The following is a 19,094-nucleotide window of genomic DNA, read 5'->3' on the forward strand; positions in this document are numbered from 1 at the left end:
TTTTATCGTACAGAGTAACTAATTTAAGATGATTGCATTTACGGGCTACAGCCTAGCCACACAAGGGCTTTAACTGTTTTCGGAGATGTCTAATAGGATGGTAATATCAACCCTCCTAAAAAACCCACTAGGCTGGCAATAACCAGAGTACAGAAGCCTAGATACTGACCAATTATGATATGCTGATGGCGAAAAGTGGCATTTGCCTGGGAGAATAACAGTGTGAGGATAACTAAATCATCTAGATTTGTAGCTATAAAAGCTGTGATTCCTGTAGGGATAGCCGTAATAAGCTCGCTCATTTTCTCTCCGTTCAATTTTATTGCTGATAATATTTTTATTAGTGTTCGTTGATGTCTGGAAATGTATGAAAAATTGCTATTTAACGAAACGTGTAAATCTAGTATCTCCAATCCAATTGGTAAGCAGTGTCTACTAGCAATGAAGTACAAACTAAATTTACTTTGTGAACTTCCTAATTCAAAGCAAACATTCTTTGTTTTCAATAAACTTTAAAAACGGCTTTGACTTAGCGTCATATATTCTAGGGTTTAACCTACAAGTGTATCGAGTCAAGCAAAACACAGCCTCTTATCTATCTGCTAATCAAAAAAGCATTGATGGCTGATTCTTAGTGACGAGTCAGTTTTTCAACAGCTTTGTTATTGTCTCCAACTGCTTCAGCAACTGTAAAAGATTTATTGCTAGAAGGTTGTTTAGGAAATTTGCTATTAGTTTGAATATGCAAGCCTGGTAATAGAGCTACTTTAGCTTCTTTATTCTCTTTCGGACTATGTACTAAAGTTACTTTAATCTCATTGATAATTTGTTGCTGCTCTTTGATAATTTGAGTTAGTTCGTTAAGCCTTTGAGAGTGTAATTCATCCAATTTATGATGTAATAGTTCAATATTTTGACTTGCTTTAAGATTCACTTGATGGTCGATTTCGGTACTTCTGCGGTCAGTCTCAGACTGGCGATTCTGACTCATCAATACAATTGGCGCTGTGTAGGCTGAAGCAAATGAAAACACTAAGTTGAGCATGATAAACGGTGAATTATCCCAGTGGGGAACTCCTGGTGTCAAGTTCATTCCCACCCATCCCGCCAAAATGGTACTTTGGCAAATCAGAAATTTCCAAGAGCCTACATGGTTTGCTAATTTATCAGCAAGCTGTTGTCCTCGCGTTAATTGTTCTATCGACGCGTCTGGAGCTTTCTGTGCAACTTGAGTGTTTTGAAGTGCTTGTACATCAACGCTATTTGACAATATTTTTTTGCTCGTATTCATGCTACACCTGTTTAGTTAATTCAGTATGTGTTTGGCTTGATACTTTAAAATTAAGCTTTCCCGCCGATAGAAGCAAATATTCTTTTTTGTTAAAACGATAAATAAAAGTAATTGCTTGTGAGAATATTTGAAGGCGAGGAAAAATCCTAGCGATGTTTACGATGGTCACTGGCTTGTACTGAGCGCAGCCCAAGTAGCTAGCTTGTCGTACCTCTCCGGGGAAGCAAGCTAGCAAGAGCATCTGTCTGCGACACGCTGCGCGAACGTAGAGAAGTGCGTGCTACACCTGCACAACTGGTGATGATTGCCAACCCCAAAATTACGAAACAAGGGCTTGTGCTTGGCTCAGTCATGACAGTCACGCTCGCGTTAGTTCCCAAATATCTACGCTGTTCGCCTCAATGACTTGCTCCTAACGGCATGATGAAAGGAAAAACACTTTCATAAGCTTTAGCTGCTTGCAATACCAGTAAATCTTTATATTTTGCAGCGACAATTTGTATACCAACAGGCAAACCGTTTTTGGTGAAGCCACAAGGCAAAGATGCAGCAGGTTGTTTTGTAAGGTTAAAAGGATATGTAAAAGGTGTCCAATCTCGGTGCTGATGATCAATAGATGATTGAGGCCGATTTTGTCCAACAGGAAAAGCAACTATCGGTAAGGTGGGAGTAAGTAATAAGTCATAGTTTTGATGAAATCTTTGCATTTCCTGTCCCAATGCTTCACGGGCATCTTGGGCGCTGAGATATTCTACTAAGGTGAGGCGATCGCCTTCTTTGGCTGTAGCTTGCAAACCTTCTTTAATTACAGCTTGTTGTTCTGGACTAAAGCCACGCAATAACTTAGCTGCACCAGCTTGCCAAAATGTTTGAAAAATAGGGCGAGGATTCACAAAACCTGGATCGACTTCTTCGACAATCGCACCGAGTTTAACAAAAACATCAACTGCGGCTTTAACTAAAGCAGCCACTTCTGCATCAACCTCAGCATAGCCAAAGTTGGGACTGTAAGCAATTCTCAATCCGGCTACACCCTTGTCTAAATCAGAAGTATAGTCTTGTTTTTCATCTGGTAAAGCATACCAATCACGCACATCAGAATGGGCGATGACATTTAATGTGAGTGCGGCATCAGTGACGGTACGAACCAAAACGCCAATATGAAACAATGATCCAGTATGGGCTGATGGGTAGCCAGAAACACGTCCAAAAGTCGGTTTTAAACCAAACACACCTGTTAATGCCGCCGGTGTTCTTGACGATCCACCACCATCTGTAGCGAGATGCAGTGTTCCCATGCCCAATGCAGCAGCAACAGCAGCACCACCGCTACTTCCTCCGGGAGTCAAATCTGTATTCCAAGGATTGCGGGTGATACCAGTCAGTGGACTGTCGGTGACACCCTTCCAACCAAATTCAGAGGTTGTGGTTTTTCCTAATAAAACTGCTCCTTGTTCCCGCAGACGAGCCACCGCAGGTGCATTTTCTTCCCAAGGCTGATGGCAGATTATCGCTTTACTCCCTCGGCACGTTGGTAAACCCTTGGTTAATAGTAAATCCTTGACGGTAAAAGGTATACCATCCACTAAGCCACGGGGATTTCCATTTAGCCAACGCATTTCTGAGGCTTGGGCTTCAGCCAGAGCAGTGTTTTCATCTACGATCACAAAGGCGTTAACTGAGTTATTGTAAGTATTGATCCGTTCTAGGGCAGCTTTGGTTGCTGCAACTGGTGATAACTGGCGATCGCGATATAGCGATAACAGTTGAGAAGCAGAAAAATCAGCAATGTCTGACATATTTCGGTTTGAATAGATTTATTGAAACTACGGCTTAGTTGAGGAGTTTGGAGAAGGTTGCTAATTGTCAGATGTCACAAGTGCGATCTGCGCTTCACAGCAGCGCTTCGCTATCGCAAAACCGTCATAGCCTTTGCTACCCACAGTCTGAATTGCGGTTGCACTCACACGCGGTTCATGTGCGAGTGACTCATTAAAACGACGTATTCCTTGAACACTGGGATCATCGCTGTTTGCCTCAATTACAGATCCATTGCGTACAACGTTATCAGCGATAATCAGGCTACCCCGCCGGGAAAGCTTTAACGCCCACGCGAAGTATTCTGGATTGCTTGGCTTGTCTGCGCCAATGAAAATTAGGTCAAATGGATTGTATCGCTCCTTAGAGCCTGTCAAGAAACAACTTTTACAATTTATTATCTAGAAAGCTTACTGAGAAGGCATTTCTAGCTCAAAAGAGGCAAGGTTGTTACATGACAAGCTCTTAGCCAGTTGCGGCAGTGTCTCTATTGCCTGACCAACACGCACCTCGACAAGATGAGCCAGACCAGTGCGGTTTATATTCTCGCAGGCAACTTCGGCGTGCTTAAAATTTGACTCTAGGGTGATCAAATGACCGTCAGCAGGCAATGCTCTGGCTAACCAAATTGTACTGTAGCCCCCTAATGTACCAATCTCCAAAATAGTGCGTGCTTTATGGATTAAGGCTAATAGCATGAGCAGTTTACCTTGGTTCTGCGAAACATTATGTGGTGGTAAACCAGCTGCATCACTAGCCTGAAGCGCCTCATCCATTAGGGAATCGGCAGGCACAAGTAAATCAGTGATATAACGATCAACTTCTGTCCATAAATCTTGAGTCATAACTCCTCTTTTGGTAACAGTAACAACAGCACTTTTGATATGACCTAAATCTTAATTAGGAAAATCACTCCGCTTAAGCAGAGAAAGCAGTGTAATACCTTCCGCTAAGAGTTTATCAACAGCACCTTCCTCGCGGTCAATAACGCAGAGTACGTAATCAATTTGAGCGCTAAGTTGACGCAATTGATTGGCTGAGATAATGATTTGACCACCAGAAGTTACTACATCTTCTACAATCAGCACCTTCTGATTATTAATCTGTACACCTTCAGCTAATCGGGAAGTTCCATATTTTTTCGCTTCTTTTCTTACAAAAGCAGTAGGTAAACCAGAGTAGTGTGATAAGAGTGTCACTATCGAAATGCCACCAAGTTCCAGACCTGCAAGTACTTTGATATCGCTTGGAATAAGAGTAAGCATTTGCTTAACAATAGCATTAAGTAGAATTGGATCTGCCTCGAACTGATACTTATCAAAGTATTCGTTTGATATTCGTCCAGAACGGAGTTTAAAAGACCCAGCCAAATGTGAAACTGCATAAATTTGTTTTGCTATTTCGCTTTTAACTATTTCGCCTTCAACTTCTTCTTGAAAAGCTTCCATGTATTCAACCTTCCTTTAGAGACTTTAATACATCATCAACTCAAATTTGGGTGGGAAAATAAATTAAGTAGAAATTTGCAATAAATAATAAGGATAAAACAATCACTTTACCCATAACAGTGACTCTAGCATCACGAAATCACCAAAGCTCCCTTTCTCTTCTCCAAACTCTTAAAGAACCAATTGACTCGAAACCCTGTGCCTGTAATAGAGCAATTCTCTGACCTGCCGCATAGCCAACAATTGGTAAACCCTCAAACAAGTCCATAACTAGAAAAATACAATCGGCTAGAAAATTTTCTGTATCATCTGTAGGTAGAAACACGTTTGTTAGCCCTATGACATCATAATTGCGAAAAGCGATCGCACCTGCGATAATCCTGTGGCTCTTATATGCAGCTAGCATGGTAATATTTTCATTTACTAGCAGACCAGGCATAAATATTTGCGGTTGCTTTTCACATACCTCGTCTGCCGAGTGGCCAGCCCATGCTGTCTCCCATTCCATGAGCGCAGGTGCTTTATCTATCTTGAGCCAACGCACATCTGCAATCCTTTTATCTGCTTTTGGCAGCAATGCTGACCGATAGAGCCACTGCGCTTCAAATAATACTGCAAATCCTTCTTGTACAAGGTTAAGTGTGCAAAAACTGTCCTTAACTCCCCAATTTCCGCTGATACCTGCCTCCAGAAGATTTTGAATCCATTCCAACTGGGTTGCAGATGCCTCTGCTCCTACTAGCGTGACGACGTTTGGATAAAAGCGAGGTGTTTCATGTCGGTTGACCCATAGTACATCCTTAAATTCTCCAGGTAGCCCATGTACTCGACAAACCGTATCGCACCAAACAGCGTTGTTGTATACTACTCGTTTAATTCGCTCGTGGGCAAATTGAGATAATTCTGCTTTTTGAGTCATTAAATAGCTTGCTTCTAGAGAATGATGTATGGTAGGTTCGTACTTAGACTGATTACGGTAATTGTATCAACTTACCGTAGCTTATCTCATAACTCAATCACCAAAATCAGCGAATTAATCAAAAGCTGAATACAGGTAACAATCAAGCTTTCCATGCAAATCCAAACTGTTGGTATTTTAAGTCCGGGTGACATGGGACAGGCGATCGCAGCCGTTCTCAATCAAAATGGATTGAAAACCATTGCCGCCCTAAACGATCGCAGTCCTAGAACTCGGCAATTAGCCGCCGCAGGCAACATCCAAGATGTCGGTTCTCTTACAGAACTAGTAATTGAATCTGATGTAGTGCTATCAGTTCTAGTCCCAGCCGCCGCAACAGAAGCAGCAAGGCAAGTAGCTGAGGTTATAGGCAATGTGAGGAAACAAATTCTGTACGTTGATTGCAATGCAGTTGCACCCCAAAAAGTAAAACGTATTGCCCAACTGATTGAATCATCTGGGGCAACTTTTGTAGATGCTTCCATCATTGGCCCACCTCCTAGAGTTCCGGGCCGCACTCGCATCTATGCGTCAGGAAAACAGGCCGGTGAATTGCAACAATTGCAGAATTATGGATTGGATATCCGAGTAATTGGTGATGAAATTGGTCAGGCTTCTGGATTGAAAATGTCTTACGCTGCCCTGACAAAAGGACTGACAGCAATTAGTACAGAATTATTAATTGCTGCCCATCGCTTAGGCTTGGATGAGCAACTATGGAATGAAGTATCTAGTAGCCAACCAGAACTTGCTGCTATTCTCACCCATTCTATTCCATCCATGACACCAAAAGCACATCGTTGGATAGGGGAAATGGAAGAGATTGCCGAAACCTTTAAAGAGTTAGGTCTAACTGAGCAGATTTTTTACGGCGCAGCTGATGTTTACCGCTTGGTGAAAGATACTTCTTTGGGTAAGGAAACACCAGAAGAGTGCGAACGCGATCGCCCATTGAGAGATATCATTACTATTCTTTCCGACGAAACTGCACCAAACTAAAGCTTGTAAATTAATTCAGGTTTGGTCAAGATGAGTAAAATTCGTGCTGTTGTGGACTTTGAATTTTTAGTAAATTCATGAACCAATTTAATTTAGTTATTTTTGATTGTGATGGTGTTTTGATAGATAGTGAGCGCATCGCAAATACTATTTTGTTGGAAATGCTCAAGGAAATAGGACTATTTCTAACTTTAGAAGATGTGTTCGATATTTTTGTTGGCACATCAACGACCCGTTGTTTAGAAATAGTTAAAAATTTGCTTGGCAAATCTCCACCAGAGAACTTTGCTACTGAATTTGAGGAACGGATCATGCAAGCTTTCATGAGTGGTGCAGGACGCACGCCTCGTCCATCTTTCCTCCCAGGCGGTACAACTAATGCTGCTTTATTGAACTTCACGCGAGGAATTTCTAAAGAGTTAGCCCAGTATAATATTCTAGCGTGGCAAAACTAGCTAGAGCAAAAACTTAAACGTAGTAAATTCGTTATTATTGAAAATTTTGGTTTACCTATTTACGCCTATTTCAATCATGAAAAATCTAATCTAGCGAGTTTTACCACTCTAGCCCAGTCGTGCGGGTTCATCCAGAGACAGGTGAACGTGCATTGTTCGTCAATCCTGGCTTCACTTCCCACATTCTGGACGTGTCACCCCAAGAAAGCGAACTATTACTTGAGTTGTTCTTCAATCAAATCACTAAACCTGTTTACACCACCCGCTTCCGTTGGAACAATGGTGATATCGCATTTTGGGACAACCGCGCCACCTCGCATTTAGCCCCACAAGATTTGGATCATATAGAAGTTGAGCGCGTACTCTATCGCACTACCATCACAGGTGATGTTCCAGTTGGGCCTGATGGTTTCCGTTCACAAGTGGTTGAAGGTGAGCCGTTAACCAGTGAATTACCGACTGTCCTCAAGCAGAAAGCTGAGAAACTAGAAGCCCAACCAGTGCTGGCGTAAGCTAGATAGTTTTAAACTAGGCTGTGAAATATCTACGCAGCCTAGTTTTTAAAAGTTGTATTAAGTAATATTGCAATTTTTCTAAAAACCTCACTGGCTGGGGAAGCTTGTTCACTAATTGCGATCGGATTTCCAGTATCTCCACCGCTACAAATGCGGGGATCAATGGGAATTTGTCCCAACAAAGGCGCAAGTAATTCTGCGGCCAGTTGTTCGCCGCCACCACTACCAAAAATCGGTGTGCGTAAACCACAATCACCGCAAATTAAATAACTCATATTTTCAATGATGCCAAGGACAGGAACACCCACTTGGCGAAACATATATATATTACGTCGTACATCTGCAACAGCCACTTGTTGAGGAGTTGTCACTAAAATGACTCCACAAATTGGGCTTTCTTGGATAATTGTAATTTGAGCATCACCTGTACCTGGGGGTAAATCTATCAATAAATAATCTAATTCACCCCATTCCACATCTTGCAAAAATTGCGTGATAATTTTATGCAGTACAGGCCCTCGCCATGCCAAAGGACGATTTGCTTCTGCAAGTAAACCCATTGAAATTATTTTTATTCCCTGAACTTCTAAAGGTAAAAACTTATCACCTGTGGGAGTATTAATCACTTGAATATCAGTTTTTCCTAAACCCAACATCTGGGGAATATTGGGTCCATAGACATCAGCATCTAATAATCCTACTTTTGCACCTTGTAATTTTAAAGCTGCGGCTATATTAACGGCTGTTGTGGATTTGCCCACACCACCTTTACCACTAGAGATGCCTAGAGTTGTTTTAACACCAGGAATTGTACAAATTTGAATATAAGTTTTTTTACACCAAGATAAAGATGATAATTTAGATTGAATTTCTGGCTGTAATTGGTGCTGATGAGAACCAATATATAAACGTAAATAAATATAATCATCAACTATGCGTAAGTTTCGTACCATTCCCAAACTAACGATGTCATTATTTAAGGTAGGCTCGATAACCTGTTTGAGTAATTGGACGACTTCTTGCTGATGGGCTGTAGTCATATCTTCTTGATGTTAAAAGGGTATTCCTGTACCTCCGTTAGCGTAGTCTCTGTTTGTGACACGCTATGCGAAGTAGAGAAGTTGAAATCTGCTGTATAAGTTTTAATAATTTATCAATATGTCTTACGCAATCGTACATTACCCCAATATTAACACAGAGAATATCAATCAAATAAGGCAGAAATATGATCCACAAGTTTATTTAATAGAACCACATATTACACTTGTATTTCCCATAATCGAGTCTATTAATGAAAACAATCTCATTCTTCATATTGATAATATCTTGAGTAAATGGAAAGCATTTCCTATTTGTCTCAAAGGATTGCAAAAATCATGGGATGAATATCTGTTTTTAATAGTTGAAGAAGGAAAGGTAAATATGATAGAATTACACAATGAATTATACACAGGTATATTAGCTAAATATTGCAGAGATAATTTACCATTTATTCCACATTTAACGTTAGGAAGATTTACAAAAAATATAGCTCAATTTTTGCAGGTTTTAGAAGAAGCACAGCAATTAGATTTAAATTATAATTTTTTTGTCGATAAAGTCCACCTAATAAATATTGCTGATGAGCAGAGGTCAATAATTTGGAGTAAAGAATTTGTATTGCGAAATTAGCAAATTTTTGATCGGGTTGGCATTACTAAGTTACCAAGAATGATCGCTCTGATTTAGAACCTCTGCAAAACTTCTCTCACCCAAGCTTTTTCTTCGGTTGATTGCACTATCTTTAAAGGTTGTGAATAATCAATGGCCAAGTCAAATCTAGCACGTTCGTAAACTTCGTTTAATAACCTTTGCAAGTCAACTATAGGTTCAGGTTCTTCCTCACGCAAAGGTACAGGAAAAACAGGAATTGGGTTTTTTAGATCGAAAGTATATAAATCTGCATCAGGTCTGTTGTAGCTACGACTGACCAAAATACTATAATCTGTAGTTGTCGCTCCAAAAATAGGCATTGGCTCACCTTGCCTCAAGAGGTCGATTTCTACTAAATTGGTTGCAGAAGCCAAAATTTTGTTTCGTTTGCTCTCATAAGCTGCTCTACCTTCTTTGGAGCGTTTATTTTTGGGGGAAAGTATTTCAATCACAGCAACTACTTCTTTGGTTGGAGTTGCTCGCACCTCTAAAAATCGCTCAGTTATCTGTTCAGGTATAGGAACTTTCACTTTACTGGGTTCAGAAAGTTTTGCAGCAGTCAAAGTTATACTGTTATCTGTAATGTTACGTTTGGCAACTGCTACATCAGCAATTCCTACGAGTAAGATATCATCTACGCTAGTGTAAACTCGCTCTTCAATGGAAACTCGGTATTTAGGGGCGATTTGAGGAGTCAGGTCATCAGCGATCGCTACAATTAAACGATTGTGAACTTGATGCCAATGTTCAGGCTGTTCCAAATACGGGTTCATTCCAGGAAATGGATTTTTCATTACGCTTTCCCTTAGTGATTTACTGCTCAATTGAGACTATTCTATCTCTTTGAATCTTCTGAATTGCCCGTTGCGCTTGGATGGACACTTCTTTGTCAGGATCATCTAAGGCTTGTTGCAGTGGGTTAATAACATCAGGATGAGCTAAATTACCAAGTGCGATCGCAGCCTCTTTGCGGACATCTGCATATTCATCTGTTAATGCTTGAATTAATCTCGGCATAACTTGAATATCTGGTATTCTTTGTAAAGCTTGTGCTGCTGATTTGCGTACTTGCCAATGTTCATCACCTAAAGCTATTTCTAGTGCTGAAGTTGATTGCTGATTTTCATGAATAGCCAGAGATTTAGCTGCATTACGGCGAACTTGCCAGTCACTATCATTTGTAAGCGCTTGAGCAAGTATTGTAATTACTTGTGTATCTTGTAGATGTCCTAAAGTTAAAGCAGTAGCACGACGGACTATTGGTTCTTGGTCAAAAATTAAATCCAAAGCTTGTGGACATTTTTCTATTTGATTTATATATCGAAGTGTAGTAATTGCTGCTTCTCTTAACTCAGAATTTTTGGATTCTAAAAAGGGTAAAATATATGGTAATGATTGAATATCATGGATCTTTCGCAACAGCACTAAAATATTTAGTTGTATATTGACATCATTAATCTGTAACTTATCTAATAAAAGTAACAACTCATCTGGTGTCACCAATTCGTTTAATGCTGATGCAGCTTCAGCGCGAATATCTGAATCTGCGGAAGTTAAGCATTCAATTAAAGCAGGAATTACCACAGGATCGGCAATTTCCCAAAGGGCAGATATGGCTATTTTTTGTACAGCGATATTTTCATCTTTCAAAGCAATAATTAAAGCGTCTACTGTTTCTTCATCGCCTAAATGTTGTAAGGTTTTGACAGCTACTAAGCGGTCATTTACATCAGGCGATCGCAACATTTCTAGCCAATTTTTGAGGTCATCATTCATTATTTTACCACAGAGTCACAGAGGATAAGAGAAAAACTATCGCAATAAAAAGGGAATTTGTACTGTAATTGCATTGGTGGGACATTCTTTTTCACAAGGGAGACAAAACCAGCATTCATCATATTTCATATATGCTTTCCCTGTTTCTGGATTTTTTGCTAATACATCAAGGGGACAAACTTCAATACAAGCTGTGCATTTTTCTAAACATTTAGATTCATCAACGATGACAGGAACATCTATTCTTTGTGTGGTTAAAGCCATACATTTATTACTCCCTAATTCAATTAATCAACTTTAAATGAAAAATTCTAACCCTTCCCACGGAGATGCTTTAGCACTTTTTATTCTGGTGTTTAAATCAGAAGCATGAATTTCTAGTTTATGATCATTTTGGATCAAGGAAATATAAAGAAGCACCTTCGCTTTTATTGTCTTGCCAATTTTTTGCTCCTGATTGCTGAATGCGTTGGCTAAGAATAGGAAAATCTTCAATAGAAACAGTCAGACCAATATGGGTATATTCAGGTATAGGACTTTCTCGAACTTTCTGGTCTAAAATTAATGCCAACCAAATGTCACCAACCGAAAGATAAGCACCTTTTATCCATTTTGCTAGTAAGCGAAAGCCATTTGTAACCAAATCCCATCCGTGGTCTGAAGTAAATACATCAGGTCCATCAGGAACTAAAGTACACTGTGTTGGCTTGACATCTCGGATGATTTCTAAAAATTGAGATGATGGATTACTTTCTATATTGAACTCAACAGTTAGCATTTTTGCAAATTCATAAACATCTTCAGACTTGATATGTCGTGCATCTGGACGTGGGTGAACTGTAATTCCATGTGCGCCTGCTTGAATGCAAGTATAAGCTGCTTTAATTACACTTGGTATGCCAAAATTACGCGAATTTCTAAGTAGAGCAACTTTGTTTAGATTAACACTGAGATGTGTCATTAGATTGAATAGATTACCTCACAGCCACATTATAAAATTCTTTAACTGTATCTACTTCTACAATATAAGAATCTACATGACGTTTAAACAATATCATTTGTCCTGATTCATTTTTCTTTAAGTTGACATGACAGAACCATTCATCATCATTTTTTTCGGGATAATCTAAGCGATAATGATAAAGTCCCCAACGAGTTTCTTGACGATATAATGATGCTCTGGCTGCCATTTCTGCACAGTCCCTAATAAAATGCACTTCCATAGAACGCATTAATTCATGGGGATCACGAGCGCCCATTAAATCTAATGTTTCTTGATATTGAACAAAATGTTTCAAACCAATCTCGATTTTATTACCTGATTTTGGTGGTTGTAGATAATCATTAACTAAGCGTCTTAATTTATATTCTACCTGGGTATGAGGTACACCATTTGGACGAGTTAAAGGTGTATATATTCTAGCTTTTTCAGCTTCTAAAAAATTTGTATCTGGTTCTAAAAAATCTATATTTTTTATATATTCAATGGCATCAGTTCCCGCTATGCGACCGAAAACAAATGCCCCAATCATGTAATTATGGGGAACGCTAGCCATATCTCCGGCTGCATATAAACCTGGAATGGTTGTTTGAGCATTTTCATTTACCCATACGCCAGAAGCACTATGACCGCTACATAAGCCAATTTCTGAGATGTGCATCTCTACGCCGTGAGTGCGGTAATCTTCATTTCTACCTTGATGAAAGCGTTCTCTACTTGGTCGTTCATTTGCCCAAAGTATGGATTCAATTTCTGCAATTGTATCTTCATCAAGATGGGTCATTTTCAATTGGACTGGCCCTTTCCCAGAATTTAATTCTTTCCAGATTTCCAACATCATTTGACCACTCCAATAGTCACAACTAATGAAGCGATTTCCTTCGGCGTTGGCTGTATGTGCCCCAAAAGGCCCAGCAACATAAGCACAGGCGGGGCCGTTGTAATCTTTAATCAAAGGATTAATTTGAAAGCATTCAATATTGCTGAGTTCTGCACCTGCATGATAAGCCATTGAATAGCCATCTCCGGCATTGGTGGGATTTTCATAAGTGCCGTAGAGATAGCCGGAAGCAGGTAATCCTAATCTGCCACAAGCACCTGTACATAAGATAACGGCTTTAGCTTGAATGATAATATAATTACCGTTTCTGACATCAAATCCTACTGCACCAATAGCACGTCCTTCTTTGACTAAGATGCGGGTTGCCATGACGCGATTTGTCACTTTGACTTTGTGGCGTTTGACTTGGCGGGTAAGAATGGTTTTGAGGTCTTTACCTTCTGGCATGGGTAAGACATATTTACCCACACGATGCACTTGTTTTAAGTCATAGTTGCCTTGGGCATCTTTTTGAAATTTCACACCCCAACTTTCTAATTCTTGGATAACTTCGTAACCTAATTTGCCTGTTTGATATACGGCTTTTTGGTTGAGAATACCATCGTTGGCTAGGGTGACTTCGCGGACGTATTGTTCTGGGGTGGAATGTCCGGGAATAACTGCGGTATTCACCCCATCCATACCCATTGCGATCGCACCACTCCGTCGGATGTTAGCTTTTTCTAAAATCAGTACCTCTGCATCAGGATTGGCTTGTTTGGCTTTGATTCCAGCCATTGTCCCGGCTGTACCGCCACCAATGACAAGTACATCAGTTTTTATTTGTTGGGTGTTGATGTCCATAAGCTTTTGCGAGTAGGGAGGGACTTCTAAGATTTATTACTGTTCCAAACAATATCTTTGACTTGGATTTGCTTAGGAACTAGCTTGATTTTGTAAAAAGTATCGGCAATGTTTTGTTGCTGAGTGATTACTTCATCTGTTAGCGGTAAAACACCATACTTTCGTCGTTTTTCGGCAATTTCTAATGCTGCTGCGGGAATACCTAACTCTGGTTCTAAAAATTTGGCAACTTCTTGTGGATTATTTGTTGCCCATTTATCTACAATGCTTACTTCATCTAACAGGGTTTTCAACAAATCGGGGTGAGATTTAACAAACTCTTGACGCGCAAGATAGTAACCCCGATTCGGCGCTAAATTTGTTGCATCTGTTAATTTTCTAACCTTTGTGTCGTGTTCAACTGCTGCTAGGTAAGGGTCCCAAATTGCCCAAGCATCAACATTACCACCAGTAAATGCAGCACGGGCATCTGCTGGTGTTAGATGTGCTGGTTGAATGTCACTATACTTTAATCCGGCAGCTTCTACAGCTTTGACAACAAGATAGTTACTGTTCGAGCCTTTAGCAAAGGCTACTTTTTTCCCTTTAAGGTCAGCAACCGTTTTAATTGGTGAATCTTTCGGTACAATAATTGCCTCAGCTTTGGGACTCCAAGGATCGTAAGCAACATAAACCAAGGGAGTACCTCCGGCTTGGGCAAATATTGGTGGTGATTCACCTGTATAGCCAAAGTCAATACTACCTGCGTTCATTGCTTCTAGCATCGGTGGGCCGGCGGGAAATTCTGCCCATTTCACCGAAGCACCAGTAGCCGTTAAAGTTTGCGCTAAATTGCCTCGGTTTTTGAGAGCGCTGAGAATAGTTGCCGCTTTTTGATAGCCGATACGAACTACCACACCTTGATTTGCTGTCTGTGTTGCTACAGAGTTACCTGTATTGTTGGCAGAACACGCAGATATCACAAGAGTCAAACTTAACCCGCAGGTAAAGAATAAGGCAAATATGCCAATTCTAGATATTTCATAATTTTGAAGAAGGCTGCTGACAATCTTCATCAGTGGATTTGGTAAATACTTGGTAAACATAAGTGCATTTAAACTACAAGCAATATAAGTACTACGATAATTCGGGCAATTTACCGTATTTTGCTCATAGAATATTCACATAGATAAGCTGCAAATGCAAGCTCCAAAAATTGCGATCGTGGGTATTGTTGAACGAGCTTATCTTTACCTGTCCATGGCTATATGCTTCGGTATGGACAGGTTATTATCTGGCGAATCGAGTTATTGATACCCGAACAATTCAGAGTTCTGTGGGGCATAAAAATATTCAGCATACTCTTCGTTACACCGAACTTGCATCTACCAAGTTTCAAGGTCTTTGGAATGATTAATGTTTAAACCCCTTGGTTAATTCTTGCCCCATATCACAACTGAATAAATTCAGCTTGTTCGCTTATATCCCCCGGATGAAGTGCGGGGGCTTTACGCTTCACGACTCATAAAGCCTTCGGTATAACTATGCTTTGGGCGTAGCCTCTCCAACAGTTGGGCATCAGTGTCTCAATTCGGAAGATCCTAGCTGCAAAAACAGGGGTGAAATGAGCAGTGATACCGAAACTTACGCGCTTGGACTTGATGAGCCACTTTCAATACTGCGATGGCGTACCCGCCCGCCGTAGGCGATCGCTAGGAATAAAACTGTACCAATTGAAGTCTCTGAAATTTATGGGCTTCAAACTCTTACTGTGCCATCTTAAATTGTTGCACCAAATAATCTATAGGTTAATTGGTACATCGAGAATTGTGAAAAATATCGATTTGCAGAATGCTTATTCAGTAAGGATTACAGCCTTAGCGTAAGTTTCTGTATGATTGCTCATTTAGCCCCAAACACAGAAAATTGTTAAATAGCATTGCATACTACGGTAAATCTATCGAAATAATGTACAATATTCTCAGTTCTACTCCCAGCACAGGAATATTGCGATCGCTATATTGGCAAAATTCCAAAGGAAACAGGCGAGTGTGAACACCATCCTACAGATCCAAACTTTGGAGAATCTACATGGGCTACAAACATATAGAAGTTAAACAAGTTGCTGGTTTCATCGGTGCCGAAATCAGTAGTGTAGACCTTTCCCGTTCTCTTTCTGACGAGCAAGTCCAAGAAATCCGTAAAGCGTTATTGAAATGGAAAGTTGTGTTCTTTCGTGGTCAGAACATCGATCATGCTGCTCAGGTTGAGTTCACATCTCGTTTCGGTGAAGTAACTTTCGCGCATCCACTCGGAGAGCCTGAACCAGTACCGGGATTCCCACAGATCAAACCCGTAGATCGTAAGCTTTATGAGAAGCAGTACGGTTTTCGCACTGGTGGCCCTTGGCATACAGACGTAACGGCAGCTGTTAACCCACCAGCAGGATCAATTTTACGCGCGGTTAATGTTCCCAGCTTCGGTGGTGACACTCAGTGGAGTAATCTAGTTGCGGCTTATGAGGGACTCTCGGCACCCCTACGGGCGCTAGCAGACACGTTAAAAGCTGAACATCGCTTTAATGGGGGCGGGTATCAGCCCCGCAACGGCAAATTCGACGAGCGCATTGCTGTTAATCCATTAGTCTCAATTCACCCAGTAGTCAGGGTTCATCCTGAGACTGGCGAACGTGCGTTGTTCGTTAACCCTGGCTTTACCTCGCACATTATTGACGTGTCACCGCAAGAGAGCAAACTGTTACTTGAGTTGTTCTTCAACCAAATTACTAAACCTGCTTACACCACCCGTTTCCGTTGGAACAATGGTGATATCGCATTCTGGGATAATCGCGCCACTGTGCATTTAGCTCCTCAAGATTTAGATCATTTGGATGTCGAGCGTCTCTTATATCGCACCACCATTACTGGTGATGTTCCAGTTGGAGTTGATGGTTTCCGCTCTCAAGTGGTTCAAGGTGAGGTGTTCAACGCGGAAATACCAACTGTCTTCAAGCAGAAAGCTGAGTCTAAGGAACCACAACCAGTGCTTTCGTAAACCTGAGTTCTTTTAGCTTTCTTGTCTAGGAGAGACAGCCTTATTCCCCCTAAAAAAGGGGGAATAAGGCAGTAATAATATCTTTTTAAGAGCATGTAACTGTATATAGAACGGAGCTTTTTAAGGAGAAAATGAAAGTCTAAATCATTCTTTTTAAGGAGACTCTAAAAGTATCTCCCTTTTCTATTTAAAAAACTTTCAAACATCTTTTTAGAGAGAAAAGAAAGATAGTATAATACTGCCTAAATTTTTGCCTAAATGTATCAACCTTAATATCAAGTGACCGATTATGAAAAAAGTGCAAATTGGCAAATATTCGATATCCAGACGTGATTTACTCTACGCTTTCTATGGATTAGTTTCTTTTACGACTTTAGCCAGTTGTGGTACAAACAAGACCACTATCGGTAATAGTAGTGCCAGTAATACTAATATTAAAGGCAGTAGTAGTACTAAAGTTGTTCGGCTTGGCTACCAAGTTTCAGGGGATCTAACTCATGAAAAAGGCGTAATTGAAAAACGTTTAGCTCCTCAAGGAATAGGTGTTACTTGGTCTCAATTTGTGTCCGGGCCACCTCTCTTAGAAGCCTTAAATGTGGGTAGTATCGACATGGGACCAACCGGTGAAACGCCACCTATTTTTGCTCAGGCAGCTGGTACCAATCTGATTTATGTAGTTAATATGCCGCCAGGTACTGGAGAAGGTTCCGCAATTGTTGTGCTAAAGGATTCTCCAATCCAAACATTGGCAGGTCTTAAAGGTAAAAAAGTTGCTTATTCTAGAGGGACAGCTCAGACATATTTTGTGGCGAAAGCGTTTGAAGATATAGGGCTAAAACTTAGTGATATTGAATCAGTGAATCTACCTATTGCAGATGGCCGAGCAGCATTTTTGAACAAGACGGTTGATGCCTTTGTAGAAGGCGACCCTAGTCTGATCAAGCTGCAACGGGAAGGCATTATTCGGGTCTTACGAGACGCGCAAGGAATTAAGACACCAGGAAGTTATTACCTAGCTTCACGAGATTTTGCAATTAATAATGCTGAACTCTTAAAAGCAATTTTGTCCGAGTACTACGAAGTTGGGCAGTGGGCAAACAAAAACAGGCGGGCTGCTGCCGAAATCCTCGCACCGAAGGTCAAGACTGATGTTGATACTATGGAGTTGACGCTGACGAGAAGAAAATATGACATGAAACCAATTACTGAGGAAGTGATTAGCGCTCAACAAAAGGTTGCGGATCTTCTATATGAACTGAAACTTGTGCCAAAACAAGTCGATGTTAAAGGAGCAACCTTAACTGCCCAACAGTATGCAGCGATTACACCGGATGCCGTTAGAAATAGGGCTTAACGTGTGAATCAACAAGCTTGGTACAAAACCAGACGCGATGCCCTTCGACAGGCTCAGGGTAAGACCTGCGGTGGTCACTGAGCCTTGCCGTTCGCGCAGCGTCTCGTAGAGAAGTGCGGGAAACTACGCAATTATCCGAAAATTATTAGTGAAACTAAATATTAGATAACCTAAAATTTAGTATGACACAGTATAATTTCGCTAATGAAAATTTGGAGCAGACAACTAGGCGATCGCATTAGTAATATCATTTACCAGCATTTACCCGCCTTTCGCTGGCGTAATTTTCGCCTGTTTTTTGGGGGACAGTTACTCTCAATGTCTGGGACATTTATGACCCAGCAGTTAACTATTCCTTGGCTGGTATACGATTTGACTAAATCGGCATGGTTGTTGGGAGTTGCAGGTTTTGTACAATTTTTACCGACGTTATTAGTGATTCCCTTTTCCGGCGTATTGTCCGATCGCTGGAGTCGTCGTGATTTGTTAATGCTGGTGCAGATATTGGGAATTAGCGTTTCCCTGTCCTTAACGATTCTTACCTTTACCAATTGGATTACATTTCCCATCCTATTGGTACTGAGTGTTCTCAATGGTTTGCTGAAGGGATTAGATATGCCCGTGCGTCATACAATCGTCACTGAAACCGTAGGCGATCGCGCTGATTGGAGTAATGCGTTGGCGTAGCCCGCCGAAGGCATCGCTTTGAATTCAGTGATGTTAAGTTCCTCGCTGGTATTGGGGCCTGCTATGGGCAGGATTTTGATTGCGACGCTAGGGGTGAAATATTGTTTTCTCTACGATACTCTCAGCTATATCCCTGCCATCTTTACCCTGCTAGCGATGCGGCTAAAAGTCCGATCCATGCAAACTCTTACGAGCCTGAGCGATACTTTGCAAAAATTGCGGGAGGGCTTTGAATATGTCTCCAAGTTCCAGCCGATTAGAGCAATTTTATTAATACTGGCGAGAGGTGTAAGTAGGTGGGCAGGAAAGTTTATAACTATGTAACGAAAACTTAGCCAGAGCGATTAGAGTCAAATTTAACACGTTGTGTACTGTAGTTACCTT

17 protein-coding genes and 5 pseudogenes are annotated in these 19,094 nt (G+C 40.8%); 8 read left to right on the forward strand and 14 right to left on the reverse strand.

What is annotated here, in order from left to right; translation table 11 throughout:
* Positions 1 to 95: 95 nt before the first annotated feature.
* From V7K69_RS07540 to V7K69_RS07570, 7 genes and pseudogenes are all read right to left on the reverse strand, one after another.
* Positions 96 to 302, reverse strand: a pseudogene (locus V7K69_RS07540) (cadmium resistance transporter); the annotation flags it as partial.
* 329 nt (positions 303 to 631) lie between these two features.
* On the reverse strand, positions 632 to 1,291 hold the full coding sequence (locus tag V7K69_RS07545; protein WP_335032868.1) for a DUF1003 domain-containing protein: 660 nt from the start codon (positions 1,289 to 1,291) through the stop codon (positions 632 to 634).
* Positions 1,292 to 1,488: 197 nt separating this feature from the next.
* The gene (locus tag V7K69_RS07550) at positions 1,489 to 1,644 is read right to left on the reverse strand and encodes a hypothetical protein (protein WP_335032870.1); all 156 of its coding nucleotides are present in this window, start codon (positions 1,642 to 1,644) and stop codon (positions 1,489 to 1,491) included.
* 45 nt (positions 1,645 to 1,689) lie between these two features.
* Positions 1,690 to 3,090, reverse strand: coding sequence for an amidase (locus V7K69_RS07555; RefSeq protein WP_335032872.1), 1,401 nt, complete (start codon positions 3,088 to 3,090; stop codon positions 1,690 to 1,692).
* A gap of 60 nt (positions 3,091 to 3,150) precedes the next feature.
* Positions 3,151 to 3,954: pseudogene (locus tag V7K69_RS07560) on the reverse strand (O-methyltransferase).
* 51 nt (positions 3,955 to 4,005) lie between these two features.
* Positions 4,006 to 4,557, reverse strand: coding sequence for an orotate phosphoribosyltransferase (gene pyrE / locus V7K69_RS07565; protein WP_335032874.1), 552 nt, complete (start codon positions 4,555 to 4,557; stop codon positions 4,006 to 4,008).
* A gap of 139 nt (positions 4,558 to 4,696) precedes the next feature.
* A complete protein-coding gene (locus V7K69_RS07570) occupies positions 4,697 to 5,476 on the reverse strand; it encodes a hypothetical protein (RefSeq protein ID WP_335032876.1) in 780 nt (259 codons plus the stop codon).
* Positions 5,477 to 5,629: 153 nt separating this feature from the next.
* Here V7K69_RS07570 and V7K69_RS07575 point away from each other — a divergent pair, with 153 nt between their 5' ends.
* The 3 genes and pseudogenes from V7K69_RS07575 to V7K69_RS07585 form a co-directional block, all read left to right on the forward strand.
* Complete coding sequence (locus V7K69_RS07575; RefSeq protein ID WP_335032878.1) at positions 5,630 to 6,514, forward strand: NAD(P)-dependent oxidoreductase; 885 nt, start codon at positions 5,630 to 5,632, stop codon at positions 6,512 to 6,514.
* 77 nt (positions 6,515 to 6,591) lie between these two features.
* Positions 6,592 to 6,951, forward strand: a pseudogene (locus V7K69_RS07580) (hypothetical protein); the annotation flags it as partial.
* A 128-nt stretch (positions 6,952 to 7,079) separates the two neighbouring features.
* Positions 7,080 to 7,481 (forward strand): annotated as a pseudogene (locus V7K69_RS07585) (TauD/TfdA dioxygenase family protein); the annotation flags it as partial.
* 41 nt (positions 7,482 to 7,522) lie between these two features.
* Here the strand turns inward: V7K69_RS07585 and V7K69_RS07590 are convergent.
* Positions 7,523 to 8,524 carry an Mrp/NBP35 family ATP-binding protein gene (locus tag V7K69_RS07590; RefSeq protein ID WP_335032882.1) on the reverse strand — a complete coding sequence of 334 codons (1,002 nt, stop codon included), beginning with the start codon at positions 8,522 to 8,524 and terminating at the stop codon, positions 7,523 to 7,525.
* 118 nt (positions 8,525 to 8,642) lie between these two features.
* On the opposite strand from V7K69_RS07590, the gene V7K69_RS07595 reads away from it, so the two are divergent.
* A complete protein-coding gene (locus V7K69_RS07595; RefSeq protein ID WP_335032885.1) occupies positions 8,643 to 9,155 on the forward strand; it encodes a 2'-5' RNA ligase family protein in 513 nt (170 codons plus the stop codon).
* Positions 9,156 to 9,208: 53 nt separating this feature from the next.
* Here the strand turns inward: V7K69_RS07595 and V7K69_RS07600 are convergent, their stop codons facing one another.
* The 6 genes from V7K69_RS07600 to V7K69_RS07625 form a co-directional block, all read right to left on the reverse strand.
* The gene (locus V7K69_RS07600) at positions 9,209 to 9,970 is read right to left on the reverse strand and encodes a DUF4058 family protein (protein WP_335032887.1); all 762 of its coding nucleotides are present in this window, start codon (positions 9,968 to 9,970) and stop codon (positions 9,209 to 9,211) included.
* A 19-nt stretch (positions 9,971 to 9,989) separates the two neighbouring features.
* On the reverse strand, positions 9,990 to 10,952 hold the full coding sequence (locus V7K69_RS07605) for a HEAT repeat domain-containing protein (RefSeq protein ID WP_335032889.1): 963 nt from the start codon (positions 10,950 to 10,952) through the stop codon (positions 9,990 to 9,992).
* 36 nt (positions 10,953 to 10,988) lie between these two features.
* A complete protein-coding gene (locus V7K69_RS07610; protein WP_073621348.1) occupies positions 10,989 to 11,216 on the reverse strand; it encodes a 4Fe-4S dicluster domain-containing protein in 228 nt (75 codons plus the stop codon).
* Between the two features lie 124 nt (positions 11,217 to 11,340).
* The gene (locus V7K69_RS07615) at positions 11,341 to 11,913 is read right to left on the reverse strand and encodes a pyridoxine 5'-phosphate synthase (protein ID WP_335032900.1); all 573 of its coding nucleotides are present in this window, start codon (positions 11,911 to 11,913) and stop codon (positions 11,341 to 11,343) included.
* 13 nt (positions 11,914 to 11,926) lie between these two features.
* Positions 11,927 to 13,636: a fumarate reductase/succinate dehydrogenase flavoprotein subunit gene (locus V7K69_RS07620; protein WP_335032902.1), complete on the reverse strand. Its 1,710-nt coding sequence runs from the start codon at positions 13,634 to 13,636 to the stop codon at positions 11,927 to 11,929.
* Between the two features lie 26 nt (positions 13,637 to 13,662).
* Positions 13,663 to 14,721, reverse strand: coding sequence for a sulfonate ABC transporter substrate-binding protein (locus V7K69_RS07625; RefSeq protein WP_335032904.1), 1,059 nt, complete (start codon positions 14,719 to 14,721; stop codon positions 13,663 to 13,665).
* Between the two features lie 525 nt (positions 14,722 to 15,246).
* On the opposite strand from V7K69_RS07625, the gene V7K69_RS07630 reads away from it, so the two are divergent.
* From V7K69_RS07630 to V7K69_RS07645, 4 genes and pseudogenes are all read left to right on the forward strand, one after another.
* Positions 15,247 to 15,501, forward strand: coding sequence for a hypothetical protein (locus V7K69_RS07630; RefSeq protein ID WP_335032906.1), 255 nt, complete (start codon positions 15,247 to 15,249; stop codon positions 15,499 to 15,501).
* 205 nt (positions 15,502 to 15,706) lie between these two features.
* Positions 15,707 to 16,669, forward strand: a complete 963-nt coding sequence (locus tag V7K69_RS07635) for a TauD/TfdA dioxygenase family protein (RefSeq protein ID WP_335032909.1) — start codon at positions 15,707 to 15,709, stop codon at positions 16,667 to 16,669.
* A 298-nt stretch (positions 16,670 to 16,967) separates the two neighbouring features.
* The gene (locus V7K69_RS07640; RefSeq protein WP_335032911.1) at positions 16,968 to 18,023 is read left to right on the forward strand and encodes an aliphatic sulfonate ABC transporter substrate-binding protein; all 1,056 of its coding nucleotides are present in this window, start codon (positions 16,968 to 16,970) and stop codon (positions 18,021 to 18,023) included.
* 204 nt (positions 18,024 to 18,227) lie between these two features.
* Positions 18,228 to 19,034 (forward strand): annotated as a pseudogene (locus V7K69_RS07645) (MFS transporter).
* The last annotated feature ends 60 nt before the right edge of the window (positions 19,035 to 19,094 follow it).

The organism is Nostoc sp., assembly GCF_036917775.1.
GTDB lineage: Bacteria > Cyanobacteriota > Cyanobacteriia > Cyanobacteriales > Nostocaceae > Nostoc.

Bases quoted from the DNA above. Each gene is read 5' to 3' on its own strand.
- V7K69_RS07545 (WP_335032868.1), bottom strand. From the start codon at position 1,291: ATGAATACGAGCAAAAAAATATTGTCAAATAGCGTTGATGTACAAGCA.
- V7K69_RS07550 (WP_335032870.1), bottom strand. From the start codon at position 1,644: ATGACTGAGCCAAGCACAAGCCCTTGTTTCGTAATTTTGGGGTTGGCA.
- V7K69_RS07555 (WP_335032872.1), bottom strand. From the start codon at position 3,090: ATGTCAGACATTGCTGATTTTTCTGCTTCTCAACTGTTATCGCTATAT.
- V7K69_RS07635 (WP_335032909.1), top strand. From the start codon at position 15,707: ATGGGCTACAAACATATAGAAGTTAAACAAGTTGCTGGTTTCATCGGT.
- V7K69_RS07605 (WP_335032889.1), bottom strand. From the start codon at position 10,952: ATGAATGATGACCTCAAAAATTGGCTAGAAATGTTGCGATCGCCTGAT.
- pyrE (WP_335032874.1), bottom strand. From the start codon at position 4,557: ATGGAAGCTTTTCAAGAAGAAGTTGAAGGCGAAATAGTTAAAAGCGAA.
- V7K69_RS07570 (WP_335032876.1), bottom strand. From the start codon at position 5,476: ATGACTCAAAAAGCAGAATTATCTCAATTTGCCCACGAGCGAATTAAA.
- V7K69_RS07575 (WP_335032878.1), top strand. From the start codon at position 5,630: ATGCAAATCCAAACTGTTGGTATTTTAAGTCCGGGTGACATGGGACAG.
- V7K69_RS07610 (WP_073621348.1), bottom strand. From the start codon at position 11,216: ATGGCTTTAACCACACAAAGAATAGATGTTCCTGTCATCGTTGATGAA.
- V7K69_RS07600 (WP_335032887.1), bottom strand. From the start codon at position 9,970: ATGAAAAATCCATTTCCTGGAATGAACCCGTATTTGGAACAGCCTGAA.
- V7K69_RS07625 (WP_335032904.1), bottom strand. From the start codon at position 14,721: ATGTTTACCAAGTATTTACCAAATCCACTGATGAAGATTGTCAGCAGC.
- V7K69_RS07620 (WP_335032902.1), bottom strand. From the start codon at position 13,636: ATGGACATCAACACCCAACAAATAAAAACTGATGTACTTGTCATTGGT.
- V7K69_RS07590 (WP_335032882.1), bottom strand. From the start codon at position 8,524: ATGACTACAGCCCATCAGCAAGAAGTCGTCCAATTACTCAAACAGGTT.
- V7K69_RS07595 (WP_335032885.1), top strand. From the start codon at position 8,643: ATGTCTTACGCAATCGTACATTACCCCAATATTAACACAGAGAATATC.
- V7K69_RS07615 (WP_335032900.1), bottom strand. From the start codon at position 11,913: ATGACACATCTCAGTGTTAATCTAAACAAAGTTGCTCTACTTAGAAAT.